The 18,275-nt window shown below is 44.8% G+C and carries 15 protein-coding genes; 1 reads left to right on the forward strand and 14 read right to left on the reverse strand.

Annotated features, from left to right (window positions below; translation table 11 throughout):
- Positions 1-141: 141 nt before the first annotated feature.
- From CN378_RS14800 to gpr, 13 genes are all read right to left on the reverse strand, one after another.
- Positions 142-1,806, reverse strand: coding sequence for a glycoside hydrolase family 13 protein (locus CN378_RS14800; protein ID WP_098353116.1), 1,665 nt, complete (start codon positions 1,804-1,806; stop codon positions 142-144).
- A gap of 238 nt (positions 1,807-2,044) precedes the next feature.
- On the reverse strand, positions 2,045-3,379 hold the full coding sequence (mtaB, locus tag CN378_RS14805; RefSeq protein WP_098353118.1) for a tRNA (N(6)-L-threonylcarbamoyladenosine(37)-C(2))-methylthiotransferase MtaB: 1,335 nt from the start codon (positions 3,377-3,379) through the stop codon (positions 2,045-2,047).
- A 5-nt stretch (positions 3,380-3,384) separates the two neighbouring features.
- Entirely contained in the window at positions 3,385-4,137 is a 753-nt protein-coding gene (locus CN378_RS14810; RefSeq protein ID WP_098353120.1) for a 16S rRNA (uracil(1498)-N(3))-methyltransferase, read from the reverse strand.
- Between the two features lie 30 nt (positions 4,138-4,167).
- Positions 4,168-5,109 carry a 50S ribosomal protein L11 methyltransferase gene (gene prmA, locus CN378_RS14815; protein WP_098353122.1) on the reverse strand — a complete coding sequence of 314 codons (942 nt, stop codon included), beginning with the start codon at positions 5,107-5,109 and terminating at the stop codon, positions 4,168-4,170.
- Between the two features lie 24 nt (positions 5,110-5,133).
- Complete coding sequence (dnaJ, locus tag CN378_RS14820; RefSeq protein ID WP_098353124.1) at positions 5,134-6,264, reverse strand: molecular chaperone DnaJ; 1,131 nt, start codon at positions 6,262-6,264, stop codon at positions 5,134-5,136.
- A 192-nt stretch (positions 6,265-6,456) separates the two neighbouring features.
- On the reverse strand, positions 6,457-8,286 hold the full coding sequence (gene dnaK, locus CN378_RS14825) for a molecular chaperone DnaK (RefSeq protein ID WP_098353126.1): 1,830 nt from the start codon (positions 8,284-8,286) through the stop codon (positions 6,457-6,459).
- Positions 8,287-8,325: 39 nt separating this feature from the next.
- Positions 8,326-8,889, reverse strand: coding sequence for a nucleotide exchange factor GrpE (gene grpE, locus CN378_RS14830; RefSeq protein WP_098353128.1), 564 nt, complete (start codon positions 8,887-8,889; stop codon positions 8,326-8,328).
- Positions 8,890-8,985: 96 nt separating this feature from the next.
- Positions 8,986-10,020 carry a heat-inducible transcriptional repressor HrcA gene (gene hrcA / locus CN378_RS14835; RefSeq protein ID WP_098353343.1) on the reverse strand — a complete coding sequence of 345 codons (1,035 nt, stop codon included), beginning with the start codon at positions 10,018-10,020 and terminating at the stop codon, positions 8,986-8,988.
- Positions 10,021-10,467: 447 nt separating this feature from the next.
- Positions 10,468-11,625: a radical SAM family heme chaperone HemW gene (gene hemW, locus CN378_RS14840; protein ID WP_098353344.1), complete on the reverse strand. Its 1,158-nt coding sequence runs from the start codon at positions 11,623-11,625 to the stop codon at positions 10,468-10,470.
- Positions 11,626-11,688: 63 nt separating this feature from the next.
- Complete coding sequence (lepA, locus tag CN378_RS14845) at positions 11,689-13,521, reverse strand: translation elongation factor 4 (RefSeq protein WP_034757457.1); 1,833 nt, start codon at positions 13,519-13,521, stop codon at positions 11,689-11,691.
- A gap of 190 nt (positions 13,522-13,711) precedes the next feature.
- Positions 13,712-14,047, reverse strand: coding sequence for a DUF3679 domain-containing protein (locus tag CN378_RS14850; protein WP_098353130.1), 336 nt, complete (start codon positions 14,045-14,047; stop codon positions 13,712-13,714).
- Positions 14,048-14,066: 19 nt separating this feature from the next.
- On the reverse strand, positions 14,067-15,275 hold the full coding sequence (gene spoIIP, locus CN378_RS14855) for a stage II sporulation protein P (RefSeq protein ID WP_098353132.1): 1,209 nt from the start codon (positions 15,273-15,275) through the stop codon (positions 14,067-14,069).
- Positions 15,276-15,637: 362 nt separating this feature from the next.
- Positions 15,638-16,747, reverse strand: a complete 1,110-nt coding sequence (gpr, locus tag CN378_RS14860) for a GPR endopeptidase (RefSeq protein WP_098353135.1) — start codon at positions 16,745-16,747, stop codon at positions 15,638-15,640.
- Positions 16,748-16,949: 202 nt separating this feature from the next.
- Between gpr and rpsT the strand changes: the two genes are divergently transcribed.
- The gene (gene rpsT, locus CN378_RS14865; protein ID WP_098353137.1) at positions 16,950-17,201 is read left to right on the forward strand and encodes a 30S ribosomal protein S20; all 252 of its coding nucleotides are present in this window, start codon (positions 16,950-16,952) and stop codon (positions 17,199-17,201) included.
- 41 nt (positions 17,202-17,242) lie between these two features.
- On the opposite strand, the gene holA is transcribed toward rpsT, so the two are convergent.
- Positions 17,243-18,271, reverse strand: a complete 1,029-nt coding sequence (holA, locus tag CN378_RS14870) for a DNA polymerase III subunit delta (RefSeq protein ID WP_098353138.1) — start codon at positions 18,269-18,271, stop codon at positions 17,243-17,245.
- Positions 18,272-18,275: the final 4 nt, after the last annotated feature.

Raw genomic sequence — 18,275 nt, forward strand, 5'->3', positions numbered from 1 at the left:
CATACCAAAACAAAGAGAAAAAGACGAGTACTTTGTAGTATCTCCCAAAATAAAGAAAACCTTTTCACCATTTGCAGTAGGCTTTTCGTCCCATTTATCATAAACACCCCCGGCCGTCCATGACCGGGGGTGCGATTTTCATTATTTAAGTCGGTACACTCTCGCTTCGTATGGTTTGAGTGTCAACTTGCTTAGTTCTTCATGGTTTTCTGCTTCATAGTTATTCAAGAGAAGGTTCGATGAAGATACTTTCAGTTCACCCAGGTCACAGACGGCTTCCTTTGTGGAAAGGTTTGTAATCACAATCATGGACTTGTCTTCACCTGTGCGGGTATAGGCATAAATTTGCTTGTCTTTTTCAAGTAGCAGATCATAATTTCCATATGTGAAGACATTTTCTTTTTTCTTTAGTTGAATCATCTTTTTGTAGAAATTGAGAATGGAGTCTTCATCCTTCTCCTGCTCCTCTACATTGATCGTCTTGTAGTTGGGATTCACTTTCATCCAAGGAGTCCCACTTGTAAACCCGCTGTTTTTCCCGTTCGTCCATTGCATCGGTGTTCTGCTGTTATCACGGGAAGAAGCCCAGATGATTTCCATGATATCCTGGTGAGGGACCCCTTCTTCACGCTTCAGGCGATACAGATTCTTTACGGCTACATCATCATAATCTTCAATGGAAGGGAATTGAACATTGGTCATGCCGATTTCCTGTCCCTGGTAAATGAACGGTGTTCCCTGCATCAAGAAATACATGGCTGCCATCGCAGTGGCACTTTCCCTCCAATACTCCTTGTCGTTCCCCCAAGTGGATACAACGCGGGCTTTATCATGATTTTCAATGAACAGAGCGTTCCAGCCGTTCCCTTCAAGCCCTTTTTGCCAACGCGAGAGCACCTTCTTCAGCTCCACGATGTCTAAATCCGGACTTGTTTCAGCATCCCATAATCCCAAATGCTCAAATTGGAAAATCATATCCATCTTCCCGTTTTCTTTGCCTACCCACAGTTCAGCCTCGTCGGCTTTCACGCCATTCGCTTCTCCTACAGACATGACATCATAATTTCCGTATGTCCGGTCTTTGAATTCCTGCAGGAACGTATGAATGCCTTTTTGATTCATATGCATGTCGAAGGAAGAAACATACTTTTCCTTCTTTGGATTCGGCATATCAGGAAGGCCCGGACGCTTCTTGATATGGCTGATGGCATCGATCCGGAAGCCGTCGATTCCTTTATCAAGCCACCAATTGACAGTATCATAAAGGGCATCGCGGACTTCTTCATTCTCCCAATTCAGATCAGGCTGTTTCGTAGAGAATACGTGAAGGAAATATTGATCTGTTTCTTCGTCATATTCCCATGCAGATCCCCCGAAGATGCTTTCCCAGTTATTCGGCTCCTTGCCTTTTACACCATCTCTCCAAATATACCAATCCCGTTTTGGATTGTCTTTAGAACTCTTGGACTCGATGAACCATGGATGTTCATCACTTGTATGGTTAAGCACAAGATCAATGATCAGTTTCATATCCCTTTTATGAACTTCTTTCAATAGTTGGTCGAAGTCTTCCATCGTCCCGAAGTCTTCCATGATATCCTGATAATCCGAAATATCATACCCATTATCATCATTAGGGGATTTGTACATCGGACAGATCCAGATTACATCGATCCCCAATTCTTTAATATAATCCAAGCGCTGAATGACTCCCTGAAGATCCCCGATCCCGTCTCCATTGGAATCCTGGAAACTCCTAGGGTAGATTTGATATCCCACTGCCTCTTTACGCCATGCCTTTTTCATCCGTAACACCTCATCAAAGTATAGTAAGATACAAACGCTTACATTTAATGCAATCGTTTGCACTATTCATTAAAAAAAAGAACCATTTCGTCTATTCGATTAACACTATTAGTTTACAACCTTCTTCTTCACTAATCAATAGATAATTTGATTCTTACCCAAAAAAAGAAAGTGGTTACAAAGTATGATTGTACAAAAGTAAATAAGGCACCCGACCGTGGTCGGGTGCCTTCATCTATTAGATGGCTGCTTTTTCTTCAGCCTCTTCAAGGACTCGTACAAATTGGCCTTCATTCAGTGGATAGCCCGCTTTTGTGAGTTTCACTTTCACGAGCTTTCCTACCATGTCTTCCGTTGCAGGGAATACGACTTTCAAGTAATTGTCCGTGTAGCCTACATAAAGATCATCCTGGTAGATTTCTTCAGGAATCACTTCCAGAACTTCGTTTTCAAACCGTGAAGCGTATTCTTTCGCTAATTGGTTCGACAATTCAATTAAACGGTGAACACGTTCATTCTTGACGTCTTCATCGATCTGATCGTCCATACGGGCTGCAGGCGTACCTGTCCGCTTAGAGTATGGGAAGACATGAAGTTCAGAAAACTTGTGTTCATTGATGAAGTTATACGTTTCCATGAATTCTTCTTCCGTTTCACCCGGGAAGCCAACAATGACATCGGAAGTAACGGCAAGTCCAGGCAGAGCTTTTTTGAGTTTCTCCAGGCGCTCGGCAAAGAATTCCATCGTGTACTTTCTACGCATTCTCTTCAGGACCGTATTGGATCCAGATTGAAGTGGAATGTGGAGATGCCTTACAACGATATCGGATTGATCGATCACTTCAATGACTTCGTCGGTCAATTGACTCGCCTCGATGGAGGAGATCCGGATCCTCTTCAGGCCTTTCACCTTTTGCTCCAAATCTTTTAGAAGCATGGCAAGGTTATAATCTTTCATATCCTCACCGTATCCGCCGGTATGGATCCCTGTCAGGACGATTTCTTTGTACCCTGCATCCACGAGCTGCTGAGCCTGATGAATGACTTCTTCCGGATCACGGGATCTCATCAAGCCGCGTGCCCAGGGAATGATGCAGAACGTACAGAAATTATTACAGCCTTCCTGGATTTTAAGGGAGGCACGGGTACGGTCCGTGAATGCCGGGACATCCAATTCCTCGTACACCCGATTCTTCATGATGTTCGTGACGCCATTGATCGGTTGACGCTCTTTTTTATATTCCTCGATATACGTAAGCATTTTCCTGCGATCCTGTGTGCCGACAACGACATCGACTCCCGGGATGGCCATGATTTCGGCTGGGGACGTTTGGGCATAGCATCCAGTTACACAGATGACCCCGTCAGGATTTTTCCGGATGGCACGGCGGATGACCTGCCTGCTCTTCTTATCTCCTGTATTGGTTACAGTACATGTATTGATGACATACACATCTGCGATGGAGTCATATTCTACACGTTCATATCCTTCTTCTTTAAATAGCTGCCAGATGGCTTCAGTTTCGTAGTGGTTCACTTTACACCCTAGAGTGTGAAACGCTACTGATGGCATTGCAATCACCTCATAAGTTCTAATTGATAGCTGATGGCTGAGAGAACATACAATGGAGCAGTCTCCGTGCGCAGGATCCTTGGGCCAAGGCCGCATGTCAGGAAGTCCTCACTCCTCAACAGCTCTATTTCTTTTTCCGATAGTCCACCTTCAGGGCCGAAGACGACCAGTACACTTTGACCGCTTTCAATCGAGGATAATACTTTCGAGAGATTCCCCTTTTCCCCGGCCCTGGCTTCTTCTTCATATGCGACAAGTTTGTAATCGAACGGCTTACCCACTTGGATCAATTGTTTCAATGAAACGGGTTCTGATACTTCCGGGACGAGGAGTCGATGGGACTGTTCGGCCGCTTCCTTCACAATCTTCTCCCACCGCTCCACTTTTTTCTTTGCTTTCTTATCGTCCCATTTTACAATGGAGCGATCCGCATTAAAAGGGATAAATTGAGTGGCTCCAAGCTCTGTACCCTTTTGGAAAATCAACTCCAATTTATCCCCTTTCGGCAGTCCGCTCGCAATGGTTACTTTAATTGGTAATTCTTTCGTCGATGTTTCCCATTGTACTATTGATAGCTCGACTGCGTCACTGGAAATCGTTTCAATACGGGTGATCGCTGCTGCCTGATCCTTGAAGACGACAAATACTTCATCCGCCTCCTTCATTCTCATGACACGGACAATATGATGATAGTCATCCCCTGTAATCATGATCGGATCATTTTCTCGATATACTTCATTGATAAAATATCGCTGCATACAGTTCAACTCCACCGTTTTTACTTTGTTTTACTGAGGTTTACACGCGATGATCGCAACCCAGTCTTCCATCACCATGATTTCTTCTATCTTGAAGCCTGAGGCCTCCAATGCGTCGCGCACCTCCTGCTTCTTAGGCTGGATGATCCCTGAAGTGATGAAATATCCACCCGGCTTAACCAGCTCGTAGGCATCATCTGTAAAGCGCAGGATGATCTCGGCCAGGATGTTCGCCACGATCACATCGGCCTGTCCGGTCACACCATTCAACAGGTTATTGGCATCCACAGACACCGTTTGCTGTACTTTGTTGAGCTTCACATTCAGCCTTGCCGAACGGACAGCCACTTCATCCAGGTCATAGGCACGTACTTGATCTGCAGCTAAAAGAGCAGATGCAATGGATAATACACCTGAACCGGTACCTACATCAATGACCGAATCGTGTTCTTTGACGATTCGCTCAAGGGCTTGGATACACATGACGGTTGTAGGGTGAGTCCCTGTTCCGAAGGCCATTCCGGGATCCAGCTCGATGATGAGTTCGTCACTGTGAACCGGCGTATAGTCTTCCCAAGTAGGAACAATCGTAAATTTATCTGAAATCTTCACAGGATGGTAGTATTTCTTCCAGGCTGTGGCCCATTCTTCTTCATTTACCTCAGAAATCTCCACTTTGTTTTCACCAATGTCGATATCGTAGGTAACAAGGTTCGTGATGCCCTGCTTGATTTCGTCAACGGTTTCCCCAAGGAAACTATTGACGGGCAAATAGGCTTTGACTAAGACGCCTTCTGATGGGTAATCATCAGGGTTGAGTTGGTAGATCTCTCCAAACATATCTTCTCTTTCTTTAAGTAATTCGGCAGGGTCTTCAATGACCACACCGCTTGCCCCTGATTCATGAAGAATGTTTGAAATCGGCTCAATCGCTTCATTCGTTGTAAGAATACTGATTTCTGACCATTTCATTGATCTACCAACTCCGCTCTTTAGTTATTCGCCTTTAAAGGCTTTTTTTACTTTATCAAAAAAACTTTCATGCTGTTCATCAGGTACTTGACCGCTGATGTCCGCGAATTCTCTCAATAGCTGCTTCTGCTTATCCGTCAGCTTGGATGGGGTAACAACCTTCACCTGTACATGCTGGTCTCCAGTACCGTATCCACGTACATTCGGTACTCCCTTGCCTTTCAGACGGAATCTCGTGCTCGTCTGGGTTCCCGCAGGTACTTTCAGCTTCACTTTTCCGTGTAGAGTCGGTACTTCAATCTCATCACCAAGTGCCGCTTGGGCAAATGTGACAGGCATTTCGCAATAAATGTCATCTCCGTTACGCTCGAAGAAATCATGTGAACGGACGTGGAAGACGACATATAAATCACCTGCAGGGCCGCCATTAATACCAGGCTCCCCTTGACCTGTCACGCGCAGCTGCTGTCCATCATCGATGCCGGCAGGAATTTTCACAGAGATTTTACGGCGTTTCTGTACTTTACCCGCACCGCCACACGTTGAGCATTTTTCCTTGATTTGCTTACCTGTACCGTTACAGTAGTGACAAACCCTTCTGTTCACAATTCGGCCGAATGGTGTATTCTGCTCAACATTCAATTGACCCGATCCGTTACAGTGAGAACATGTATTGACCTTGGTCCCCGGCTTTGCACCTGAACCATGGCATGTGTCACATTCTTCTTCTCTCGGAATCTCGATTTCTGTCTCTTTTCCAAATACCGCTTCTTCAAACGTCAGCGACATTGTATATTGAAGATCGGCGCCTTGTCTAGGGGCATTCGGATCCCGTCTGCGGCCTCCGCCGCCACCGCCGAAGAATGTGTTGAAGATGTCTTCGAAACCACCGAAACCGCCGCCGCCAAAATCAGCGCCGCCGCCAAATCCCTGGTTAGGGTCTGTGTGCCCGAAACGATCATATTGAGCACGCTTCTGATCATCACTCAATACTTCATAGGCTTCCGATATTTCCTTGAATTTTTCATCCGCATCCGCTTCTTTATTAATATCCGGATGATATTTTTTGGAGAGCTTGCGGTATGCTTTTTTCATTTCATCTTTCGAGGCATCTTTTCCGACCCCAAGAACCTCATAATAGTCCCGTTTACTCATTAAAACACCACTCCCGAATCCTTTGCATAAAGGTTATTTTAACATTGAGCTTTGACTATTATCAATAAAAACTCAACATTCCTTACAATTGTTTGTGTCTGTTGATTGAATGAAGCATTCCCACTTCCTTCAATCATAGAAAAAGTCAAAGCCAAGAACCGCCCTGACTTTGACTTTTTCGTTCAACTTACATTATTTCTTGTCGTCATTTACTTCTTCGTATTCAGCATCGACTACATCGTCATCCTTCGAAGCTTCGCCTTCAGCACCTTGAGCTGCCTGTGCTTCCGCTTGGGCCTGCTCATAAAGCTTCATTGTTAGGCTTTGAACGATTTCCTGTAATGCGTCTTTCTTTTCGCGGATGAGATCAAGGTCATCTTTCTCGATCGCTTCTTTCAGTTCAGCTTTCGCGTCTTCCGCTTTTTTCACTTCATCTTCTTCCACTTTGCCTTCAAGATCTTTTAACGTTTTTTCCGTTTGGAATACAAGTTGGTCGGCTTCGTTGCGAAGTTCGACTTCCTCTTTACGTTTCTTATCTGCTTCGGCATTTTCTTCGGCTTCTTTCACCATGCGTTCTACTTCGTCGTCTGAAAGGCCTGTTGAAGATTTGATTGTAATGTTTTGCTCTTTACCTGTTCCAAGGTCTTTCGCACTTACATTCACGATACCGTTCTTATCAATATCGAATTTCACTTCGATTTGTGGTACGCCACGTGGTGCCGGTGGAATGTCTGCCAGTTGGAAACGTCCAAGCGTTTTGTTATCAGCAGCCATTGGGCGCTCACCTTGTAATACGTGGATATCTACAGCTGTCTGGTTATCAGCAGCAGTTGAGAATGTTTGTGATTTTGACGTCGGGATCGTCGTGTTACGCTCGATCAGCTTCGTTGATACGCCACCCATTGTTTCGATACCAAGTGAAAGTGGTGTAACGTCAAGTAATACAACATCTTTTACGTCTCCAGTCAGAACTCCACCCTGGATCGCTGCACCCATCGCTACAACTTCGTCAGGGTTAACGCCTTTAGATGGCTCTTTACCGGTTTCTTTTCTGATTGCTTCTTGTACAGCAGGGATACGAGTCGATCCACCAACAAGAATGATCTTATCGATTTCGCTTGCAGAAAGACCAGCATCTTTCATTGCCTGACGAGTTGGTCCCATTGTACGTTCTACAAGGTCAGCAGAGATTTCATCGAATTTCGCTCTTGAAAGAGTCACTTCAAGATGAAGTGGTCCTGCTTCTCCAGCCGTGATGAAAGGAAGTGAGATTTGAGTGGAAGTCACTCCTGAAAGATCCTTCTTCGCTTTCTCAGCAGCGTCTTTCAAACGTTGTAGAGCCATTTTATCTTTAGAAAGGTCGATTCCGTTCTCTTTCTTGAATTCAGCTACAAGGTAGTCGATGATGACTTGGTCAAAGTCGTCTCCGCCAAGACGGTTGTCACCGGCAGTAGAGCGTACTTCGAATACTCCGTCACCAAGTTCAAGGATGGATACGTCGAATGTACCGCCACCAAGGTCATATACAAGGATCGTTTGGTCTTGGTCCATTTTGTCAAGTCCGTAAGCAAGTGCAGCAGCAGTTGGCTCATTGATGATACGCTCAACTTCAAGACCCGCGATTTTACCGGCGTCTTTCGTTGCTTGACGTTCTGCGTCGTTGAAGTAAGCAGGAACTGTGATGACCGCTTTCTCCACTTTTTCACCAAGATAATCTTCTGCATATGATTTTAAGTGTTGAAGAATCATCGCTGAGATTTCCTGTGGCGTATATTCTTTTCCTTCTGCTTCTACTTTGTGATCTGTCCCCATATGACGTTTCACCGAGATGATCGTGTTAGGGTTTGTGATCGCCTGACGCTTCGCTACTTCCCCAACTTGCTTTTCACCATTTTTGAATGCAACAACCGAAGGAGTCGTGCGGTTACCTTCTGCATTTGCAATGACCTTAGGCTCTCCGCCTTCCAGTACTGAGACACATGAGTTTGTTGTACCTAAGTCAATACCTATAATTTTACTCATAGTAAGAAACCTCCCTGTTTTGTATATGTAATGTCTTTATTATTGACTGACCTTCACCATGGAAGGACGAATCACTCTGTCTTTCAGCTTATAACCCTTTTGGAATTCCTCGACAACGACATTGCTGTCGAAGTTTTCGTCTTCCACCTGCATGACTGCCTGGTGCAAGTGAGGATCAAACTCCTGACCTACCGCTTCAATTGGTTCCACTCCCTCTTTTTTAAGGGCTTCAACAAGACTTCTGTGGACCATTTCCATTCCTTGAAGCAATTGTTTCGTTTGTTCATTATCAGCCTCTATATTTAAAGCACGCTCGAAATTATCGAGTGCCGGCAATAGTTCCGTAATCAGTCCTTGAGAGCGATATTTTTCCTTCGATTCATTTTCCACGTTCACGCGACGGCGGAAATTATCGAAATCGGCTCTTAAACGAAGATAACGATTTTCAGATTCATTCAGCTTTTCCTCTAATTGTGAAAGCTCATCTGATTCTTGCTCTTGTGCTGCTTCCTCTGCTTGAGGTTCTTCAGCGAACACTTCTTCCACCACTTCGCTGTTTTCCTCTTTCGCTTCCTGCTGCTCTTGTTTTGTTTCTTCAGACATAACATTCACCTCCTTAAAAATCTGCGACCATTACAAGGCACCAGAAGACAGTAATCACTGCTCCCGGACCTTATTTACCTTTATACAATATGTCCACTAATCCCCACTTTGATACAGTTTCGTCAGCACCTTGGACATATCGTTCGAGAAGAAATTAAGTAAACTGACGACACGGGAATACTCCATACGGGTAGGCCCGATAATCGCAATGGAACCTAATTGTTCTTTACCAATAGAATAAGTAGCGGTTATGAGACTGCAATTCTCCATAGCAAGATGATCATTCTCTTTCCCGATCTTGATGTTCAACCCCGTGGCCGATGGACGGATGAGGTTATAGATGCTTTCTTCCTGTTCAATCATTTCCAGAAGCATGCGCACCTTTTGCACATCATTGAACTCAGGTTGATTCAGTATATTGGTCTTTCCTCCAAAGAAAAGCTTATCCGTGACCGTTGGATGAAAGGAATCCGTCAGGGAGTGGAGGATCAAATCATAATTCTGAATGTGCTCTTTAAGTAAAAGAGCGACTTCTTTAAAGATTTTATCGTTCAACTCACTGATAGGTACCCCCGTCAAGCGGTCATTCAGGATATGCACAAGCTTTTCAAGCTCGGATGCATCCATTGTCGGCGGAATCTGGAACAGTTTATTTTCAACATGGCCGTTATCCGTGACGATGATGGCGATGGCCGTATCTTTGTTTAGAGGAATCAGTTGAATCTTTTTCAACTTGTTTTCCTTTAATTCAGGCCCCAGTACAATCGTTGTATAATTGGTCAGCTCTGAAAGGATCTTTGCCGATTTCTGAACCACTTTCTCCAGTTCATACATACGCTCTGTAAAGATCGAGCGAAGTGCGTGGACGTCATTCTTCTTTAATTTCTGAGGAGAAAGCAAGTGATCCACGTAATAACGATAACCCTTTTCTGATGGGACGCGCCCTGAGGATGTATGGGTTTTTTCAATAAATCCCAGATCCTCAAGATCTGCCATTTCATTCCGGATCGTGGCTGAACTGAACGAGATCTCATCCTTTTTGGATAAGCTCCTCGAACCGACAGGCTGGGCTGAAAGAATAAAATCATCAATGATCACTTGAAGAATTAGAAGTTGTCGATCTGTTAACAACATTCATCACCCCTGTTAGCACTCTACTTAGATGAGTGCTAAATCTAATTAATAAATTATCAAATCAGAAAAGGGATGTCAATATATTAGATTGGCTCTTTTTAATGAGCCTTTTGAAACAGCGAGTGGTGGTTGATTTCCGCTGCAGGTGCTCGCTTTCCGCGGGGCTGGCGGTGAGCCTCCTCGGCTGCGCCTGCGGGGTCTCACCTGTCCAGCTACGGCGGCTAGCCCCTCGAGGTCATAAGCTAAATGGTCCAAGAAGGCAAAAGAACGCCTTCTTAGCCCATTCATCTTATGCTTGTCGGGGCTGAACGAGCCGCCTCCGCTTTTCGTGTTGTCCAGCGTTTCCCGCAGGAGTCGAGCACCTTCCGCTTCAATCAACTCTCTGAGTATAAGTTGTTTACTACAAGACTAAATAAACACCCCTGCTCTAAAAGATTGGACCAATTAGATTACGCCGAGGAATGATTGAAAAACCTCATTCCCTAAAAAGCGCCCTTGTTTTGTAAGTGCTATTCTCTCTTCATTTACTGAGAGCAGTCCGCGCTTTTCCATTTCTTCGATGGATGAACCAAAGACGGACTCGATGCTTGAGCCGAATTTCTGCTGGAATGTGGACTTGCTTACGCCCTCTGCCTTACGCAATCCGAGGAACATTTCCTCTTCCATCATTTCGGCTTTGGTGACCTGATGCTCCTGGATCGTCGGCAGGGAACCTTCTGAAATCGGGTCCATGTATTTTTTAAGGGGACCGTAGTTTGAATAACGTACTCCGTTTATATATCCGTGTGCACCTGCTCCTAAACCATAATATTCATTATTGTCCCAATAGACGAGATTATGTTTGCTTTCATATCCCGGTTTGGCAAAATTACTGATTTCATACTGATTGATTCCGTATTTTTCCATCGTGTCAATCAGGATTTCATACATGGCCGCTTCCTGGTCCTGTGATGGAAGTGACAGCTTCCCTTTTCTCATTAAATTATAAAAGACCGTTTTCGGTTCCACAATGAGTGAATAAGCCGAGTAATGAGGCAGCTCAAGATCGAGTGCCTTCTTTAACGTATCCTGGAAATCTTCCTCTGTTTGCTTTGGAAGACTATAAATCAAATCAATGCTGATATTAGAGAATCCTATTTTTTGTGCTGCTTCAACCGATGTATACACATCTTCGCTCTTATGGGTCCGGCCGATCCCTTTCAGGAGATCATCATTGAATGATTGAACGCCGAAACTCAACCGGTTCACACCGTGATCCTTCAGCACACGGAGTTTGTCCTCACCTAGATCACCGGGGTTTGCTTCAAAAGTGAATTCCCCCTTCTCAAAAGGCAGGTGGGTCGTGATGGACTCGCATAACAGATCAAGCTGACCCGCATCCAGGGAAGTCGGGGTTCCGCCACCGACAAAAATAGTATCAAGCTTGCCGGGGGTAAGGACCCGTTGTTTCATCTCATTCCCTAAGCTGATTAAGTATTCATCGACCGGTTGACCTTCTAAGAAGACTTTATTGAAATCACAATAGTGACAGATATGCTCACAAAAAGGTATATGAATATAAGCTGATTTTACCAAGTGTATCCCTCCTTTGGGGGCATTCATAGAGAAAAGGGGGTAAGCAGTGCTTGATACACAAGCCACTTTCCCCCTTTATCATTCGTACAATTATTTTTTATCCGTGTCATCCATTTTCAGGACGGCCATGAAGGCTTCTTGTGGAACTTCAACGTTTCCTACGGACTTCATACGTTTTTTACCTTCTTTTTGTTTATCAAGAAGTTTACGTTTACGTGAAATATCTCCACCATAACATTTGGCCAGAACGTTCTTCCGGATCGCTTTAATCGTGGATCTTGCCACAATCTTCTGTCCGATCGCTGCCTGTACCGGTACTTCGAACTGCTGTCTCGGGATTAACTCCTTCAACTTCTCAACAATCAGCTTCCCGCGTTCATAAGCGAAGTCACGGTGAACGATAAAGCTCAGAGCATCGACATTTTCAGCGTTCAGCAGGATATCCATTTTCACAAGCTTGGATTCCTTGTATCCGATGAGCTCATAATCAAATGAAGCATACCCTTTCGTATTCGATTTCAACTGATCGAAGAAGTCATATACAATTTCAGCTAGCGGGATTTCATAGACGATGTTCACCCGCGTGTCATCCATATACTGCATATCGATGAAGTTTCCGCGTTTTCCTTGACAAAGCTCCATGACGGCACCTACATAGTCGTTCGGAACCATGATCGTTGCTTTAACATAAGGTTCTTCAACATGATCGACCTTTTGTGGATCCGGCATCATGGATGGGTTATCCACCTTCACTTCTTCACCGTCCGTCAATTTCACATGATAGATAACGCTAGGCGCAGTGGTGATCAGGTCGATCTTGAATTCCCGTTCGATCCGTTCCTGAATGATCTCCATATGAAGAAGACCGAGGAATCCACAACGGAATCCAAACCCTAATGCCTGTGAAGTTTCAGGCTCGAATTGAAGGGCAGAGTCATTTAATTCAAGCTTTTCAAGCGCTTCTCTCAAATCGTTATAACGATTTGAATCAATCGGATATAGACCGCAGTAAACCATCGGGTTCATTCGTCGATAACCAGGCAATGCTTCCTGTGCAGGTTGATCGGCAAGTGTGATCGTATCCCCTACACGGGTGTCCCCGACGTTCTTGATCGCTGCAGTCAAATATCCAACATCCCCGACCGTCAATTCCTTCTGACCCGTCGCTTTCGGAGTGAAAACACCGATCTCGGTCACTTCAAACTCTTTCCCTGTCGCCATCATGCGGACCTTATCCCCTACCTTGACGCTTCCATCCATCACACGGATGTAGGCAACGACTCCCCGGTAGGCGTCATATAAAGAGTCAAAGATAAGGGCTTTCAATGGTGCATCTGGATCCCCTTCTGGAGCCGGCACCTTTTCCACAACCTGCTCGAGGATCTCTTCAATCCCGATTCCGGCTTTGGCTGATGCAAGGACTGCTTCGGATGCATCCAGACCAATGACGTCTTCCACTTCCTGACGAACCCTTTCAGGATCGGCAGCAGGAAGATCGATTTTATTGATGACTGGAAGGATTTCCAAGTTATTATCCAGTGCAAGATAAACGTTCGCAAGCGTCTGGGCTTCGATTCCCTGAGCGGCATCCACTACCAGGACAGCTCCTTCACAGGCAGCCAAACTACGGGATACTTCGTATGTAAAGTCTACATGCCCCGGTGTATCAATGAGATGGAATATATATTCTTCCCCATCCTTCGCCTGATACTTTAATTGTACTGAATTTAATTTGATGGTGATTCCACGTTCTCTCTCAAGATCCATTGAATCTAGCAATTGCGCTTTCATTTCACGCGCAGTCAGTGCTTTCGTCTTTTCTAGTATGCGATCAGCGAGGGTAGACTTTCCATGATCGATATGAGCAATAATGGAAAAGTTCCTGATTCTCGACTGTCTCTCTAATTTCTCTTCACGGTTCATTATTCGTTCAACTCCTGTTATATCCACACATGTACACTATTTTGAATTATAGCAGTAGACTATATATTATTCAATGTAAACTGAATGGCTATACGGGAATTGTCGGATTTCATTCATTTCAAAAACAAACGGATCAAGTCGGTGAACAGCAAAAAGAGAAGACTCTTAATGAGCGCCTTCTCTTTTTCCTCTATATGAAGGAAGCGATTACATCCACTATTTTACCGGTGATGCTTTCAATGGTATCCGCTATGACTTTTCCGATCGAAGAAAACACATTGAAGGCCTTCATTTCTTCCAGCTTCTCTTTCTTTTCACTCAGGGTTCTGGACTCCACTTCATTTCCTAGGAAGGATGCCTCTACATCCCCATCCCCGCTCTGCTTGATACCGACCGGGGAAGTGAAGTTCTGTTGTTCATGTCCCTTCATTTCCACGATACCTTGATTGGCATATTGCATCCCGATCAGGACCCCGATAAATAATGCCCCTATGAGAAGTGCGCATTTCAAAAAGAATTTTGGCATGATTTCATCACTCCTTTTTTCACTGTCTGACAGCAGGAGTAATGGGTGCATGATCGACCTTTTCTGCCTGCCAGTAATAATCAGCGAATATTTCAGCGAAAGCCTCCGCTGTTTTCTCAAGTTCTTCAAACGTATTATCCACACCGCCGAATTCGAGTAACATGGCGTTTCCGGAAAGGTCCTGATTGAATTTCCCGTTAGTGCCGCTTCCCTTTTTCGCAATGACACCGCGTGATATCCCTTTATACTTTGATTCCAGGCGCTTATGGAGCTCTGTTGCCACTTGCAGATTTTTTTCATAGTTCGGATGTTCTTCCCCTACCACAAAGGCCAGCTTGGCGTACGATTTTCCATTTATCGTCCCCGTTGTCACATCTCTTCGCTGCGAGTCACGGTGGATATCGACCATGTACAGTAAATCTTTATTGCTGGTCATGGCTGCCTGTACGAGCGGCCTCGACTCCTGATAGGCGGCCCAATAATTCAGCCCTTTATTGTTCAGGTTCTGGATTACATCCGTTTTATCGATGCTCGTTCCGATGCCCAGCTCCTCCAGTCGTTTTTTCACCATATCCCCCACCCTCGTCACATTGATCTTGGAGTGCATGGCTGAATCGGGATTGGTCACCCCCTCGAGATAAGGGAGATACGATTCCCGGGTATGGGTGAAGTAAAGGAAGACCGTCTTTTTATTCCCTGTGGTTAATGGAGGTGCCACATCCCCGCTCTTTTGATCCGTTCCTTTCAGGTCCCCCATATTTTTTAGCGGTGCTTCATTTCCTGCTTCCAGGGCTTCTGGAGGCGGGACCGATTCAATCGGCATATTTGTAAAGTCCGTCCCCTCCCCCGCCACCAGGATGTCCCCATCGAATATCGAAAATCCGGGAAGTTCCCGGCCAAGGAAGCTTCTCGGATCTTCGAAGCTTACATTCGTGGCTACCTGAAAAAAGATCGAAGACAAGCTTGGCATAGCCTGCTCCCCTTCTGTCAGGATATGATTAAAGGACCGGTTTTCCAGCGCCAGAATTTTATATAATGCCTCGCCTTTCACATTGGAAGCTGCTTGATTTAAAGAATCCGACGTAATTCTGTATTCAGGGTTCAAGGAAGTGAGGATGCCTATGATCGAGAAAACGGATAGCAATCCCGCGACGAAGATCAACAACCCTTTCAATATAGTCGACAAATTAATCGCTACAACATAATTAGAGGCTTTGTATGATCTCATTCTCCCACCCTTTCTTTTCTCTACTCTAGTACAACCTATGACATTGCTAGAGATAGTAGAACTGTATTTAGTAGTCATTATGAGATGAATGGAGGAAAGTTAAACGGTGGAGTCTATTATTTTTCGTGGTGGTGTGGGTTTTTGCCTGTATTTGGAGAGGGAGATCCACTTTGATCATGGATTGGCTGAATTTTATCTTCTGAAAATCAATGATAGGTTGGGGAGGGGGAATGGAAGAGGGATATCAGCGGAATTTTCATTTTATCAGCGAAACCGACATACACCACAACCCATTTTCATCGAATCGCCCCATCAAAAAACGCCCCAAGGTGCTCGCTGCACCTTAAGGCGTCAAGATAACCTTATCTCGTCTGATACCCCGTATTGTCCTGATCCACGGCATCATGCAGGGCGGCATTGAGGCCGCTCGCAATGAGATTGGACATATCCTCCATGAATACATCCACTTCCTTCGGGGTGACCATCAGATTATGTCCGATCGGAGAGAGCACTTCATGGATCAGTTTCCGTTTTTCCTGATCTGGCAGGGTCCCGACGATTCCCATGAATGTCTGGCGATGCTGTTCTTCCGGAAGATCTTCCTCCGTCAATTTCCTTCTCTCACCGAAGCTTAATCCTGCAGGCGCAAGCGATCTTGATGGACGGTCGCCTTCTCTCATTTCTTTTCCAAAATGCTTTAATAGAAAATCCACTGTATCACTGACAATCGTCACTGCATCCAACACGGTCGGGACACCGATGGCAATAACGGGAACACCCAGCGTTTCCTGATCCAACCCTTTACGTTTATTCCCCACTCCTGACCCCGGGTGGATACCGGTATCTGAAATCTGGATGGTCGCATTGACGCGCTCGATGGAACGGGATGCCAGTGCGTCGATGGCGATGATGAAGTCGGGCTTGGATTTCTCTACCACACCGAAAATGATATCGCTCGTTTCGATCCCGGTCAGTCCCATGACACCCGGAACGAGGGCACTGACCGGCCGATATCCTTCTTCCACCGATTCAGGCTGAAGTTCAAATAAGTGCCTTGTCACAATCACATCTTCACATACCCGTGGTCCAAGAGAATCAGGGGTCACATTCCAGTTTCCGAGACCGACAATTAAGCAGCTTGCATTTTTGCTGATCTTGTTATTAATCAAAAATTGGCTAAGTTCATTGGCAAATACCTTTTCAACCCGTTGTTGCAGTTCTGTATTTTCTTCCCGTATACCATGGGCCTCGATGGTTAAATAGTTCCCCGGTTTCTTGCCGATTTTTTCTTCCCCTTCAGGTGTCACCGTGACAAGGGAAACCTTCACTCCCTCTTCTTCCCTTTCTTTAATCATGACACCCTGAATGGATGACGTGTCTTCGGCTTTATCTGCATCCACCATTTCTTTTGCTTCTACGGCAAGATCGGTACGGATGGAATATTTACTCAGATCGATTTCTTCTTTTTTCATTGTGACTCTACCTCCATGCTTGGGATATTATCCAGTATTTTTTTAGGTTTACCTTTTTGATATGTGTTCATTCACTTGTTTAATTTCACTCCATAGTATTGCAATATCACTGTCCGTTTGATAAAATATCATTTGTTCTTATTGTTTAGGAATTTAAATCGAGTCACATAGAATCTCGATCCTTTTATAGGAGGTGACAGGAATGCCAAATATCAAATCAGCTATCAAACGCGTAAAAACTAGCAACGAGCGTAACGCTCAAAACGCTGCAGTAAAATCTACAATGCGTACTGCTATCAAGAAAGCAGAAGCAGCTACGACTAACAGCGCTGATAACGCGAAAGATCTAGTAACTGAAGCGGTACGTCAATTAGACAAAGCAGCTCAAAAAGGTCTTATCCACAAAAACGCTGCAGATCGTCAAAAGTCTCGCCTTATGAAAAAAGCGAACTAATTGAAAAGAACCACCCTGCCAAAAAGGCCGGGTGGTTTTTTTTACGTAAAACTCTGATCATGAAGTTTAAACAGAAACATCTCAATCATCAGTTCTTTTTTAATTTTCCCCGTTTTGATCTCGTAATCCCCCTGAGAGAGAAGCTCCATGATATAGGCGAGCTGCTTGTCATTGAAATGCTTCGCCTGTCCTGCTGCAAGCTTTACCCGGAAAGGATGCACCTTCAGGGTGGAAGCAATCTTCTGCTGCCCATATCCCCTCCTGGAAAGTTCCTTGACCCCGTAAATAAGCCTGAATTGGCCTGCCAAAATGGCCAGGACCTTTAAAGGCTCCTCATTTTGTTTAAGAAGATCATAATAAATCCGTAAAGCCTCGTCGATCCTTCTATGAACGACCTTGTCCACCAATGCGAAAATGTTCTGCTCCAAGGATCTCGATGTCAACCGTTCGACCACTTCCACATCGATCCTGTTCGTATCACTGGCGTACAAAGAAAGCTTGTCCAATTCCTGGGTGAGCATCATCAGGTTCGTCCCTGCGAGAGCCAGAAGTAATTCAACCGCATCTTCATCGATCTGAACACTATGATCCGCGGCACGCTCCCTTACCCAGGATTTTAATTCATGCTCATTCAGCTTTTTGGCCTCCACGACGTCAGCCAGCTTCTTCAAGGACTTGGTGATCTTTTTTCGCTCGTCCAGTTTTTCGTAATTCGCGGTGATGACGAGTATCGTATACGGAGCAGGTGATTGTATGTATTGTTCGAAGCGTTTGATATTATGCTCTACCTTCTCTTTCGTTTTTTCTGCCGTCAAAAAAACGGGATTCTGAAGAATGACGACTCTTCTTTCTCCCATAAAAGGGAAAGTTTCAGCATCTTCAATCGCTACTTCTACAGGCGTCTCTTCCAGGTCATAGCTGGAAAAATTGAAATCCATTTCTTCTTCGGAAATGGCTTTCGAGACAATTCTTTGCTTCGTTTCATTAATAATAAATGACTCATTTCCGTAAACTAAATATATAGCGGCAAATTGAGACTTCTCTATTTTTTTCCATGTATCGATAACCAAGTCA

Origin of the sequence: Bacillus sp. AFS015802, assembly GCF_002561455.1 — a bacterium.
Lineage (GTDB): Bacteria > Bacillota > Bacilli > Bacillales > Bacillaceae_B > Rossellomorea.

Coding starts and splice junctions, on each gene's coding strand:
- CN378_RS14800 (WP_098353116.1), bottom strand. CDS start 1,806: ATGAAAAAGGCATGGCGTAAAGAGGCAGTGGGATATCAAATCTACCCT.
- hemW (WP_098353344.1), bottom strand. CDS start 11,625: ATGAATGCCCCCAAAGGAGGGATACACTTGGTAAAATCAGCTTATATT.
- lepA (WP_034757457.1), bottom strand. CDS start 13,521: ATGAACCGTGAAGAGAAATTAGAGAGACAGTCGAGAATCAGGAACTTT.
- prmA (WP_098353122.1), bottom strand. CDS start 5,109: ATGAAATGGTCAGAAATCAGTATTCTTACAACGAATGAAGCGATTGAG.
- grpE (WP_098353128.1), bottom strand. CDS start 8,889: ATGTCTGAAGAAACAAAACAAGAGCAGCAGGAAGCGAAAGAGGAAAAC.
- CN378_RS14850 (WP_098353130.1), bottom strand. CDS start 14,047: ATGCCAAAATTCTTTTTGAAATGCGCACTTCTCATAGGGGCATTATTT.
- dnaJ (WP_098353124.1), bottom strand. CDS start 6,264: ATGAGTAAACGGGACTATTATGAGGTTCTTGGGGTCGGAAAAGATGCC.
- rpsT (WP_098353137.1), top strand. CDS start 16,950: ATGCCAAATATCAAATCAGCTATCAAACGCGTAAAAACTAGCAACGAG.
- spoIIP (WP_098353132.1), bottom strand. CDS start 15,275: ATGAGATCATACAAAGCCTCTAATTATGTTGTAGCGATTAATTTGTCG.
- CN378_RS14810 (WP_098353120.1), bottom strand. CDS start 4,137: ATGCAGCGATATTTTATCAATGAAGTATATCGAGAAAATGATCCGATC.
- gpr (WP_098353135.1), bottom strand. CDS start 16,747: ATGAAAAAAGAAGAAATCGATCTGAGTAAATATTCCATCCGTACCGAT.
- dnaK (WP_098353126.1), bottom strand. CDS start 8,286: ATGAGTAAAATTATAGGTATTGACTTAGGTACAACAAACTCATGTGTC.
- mtaB (WP_098353118.1), bottom strand. CDS start 3,379: ATGCCATCAGTAGCGTTTCACACTCTAGGGTGTAAAGTGAACCACTAC.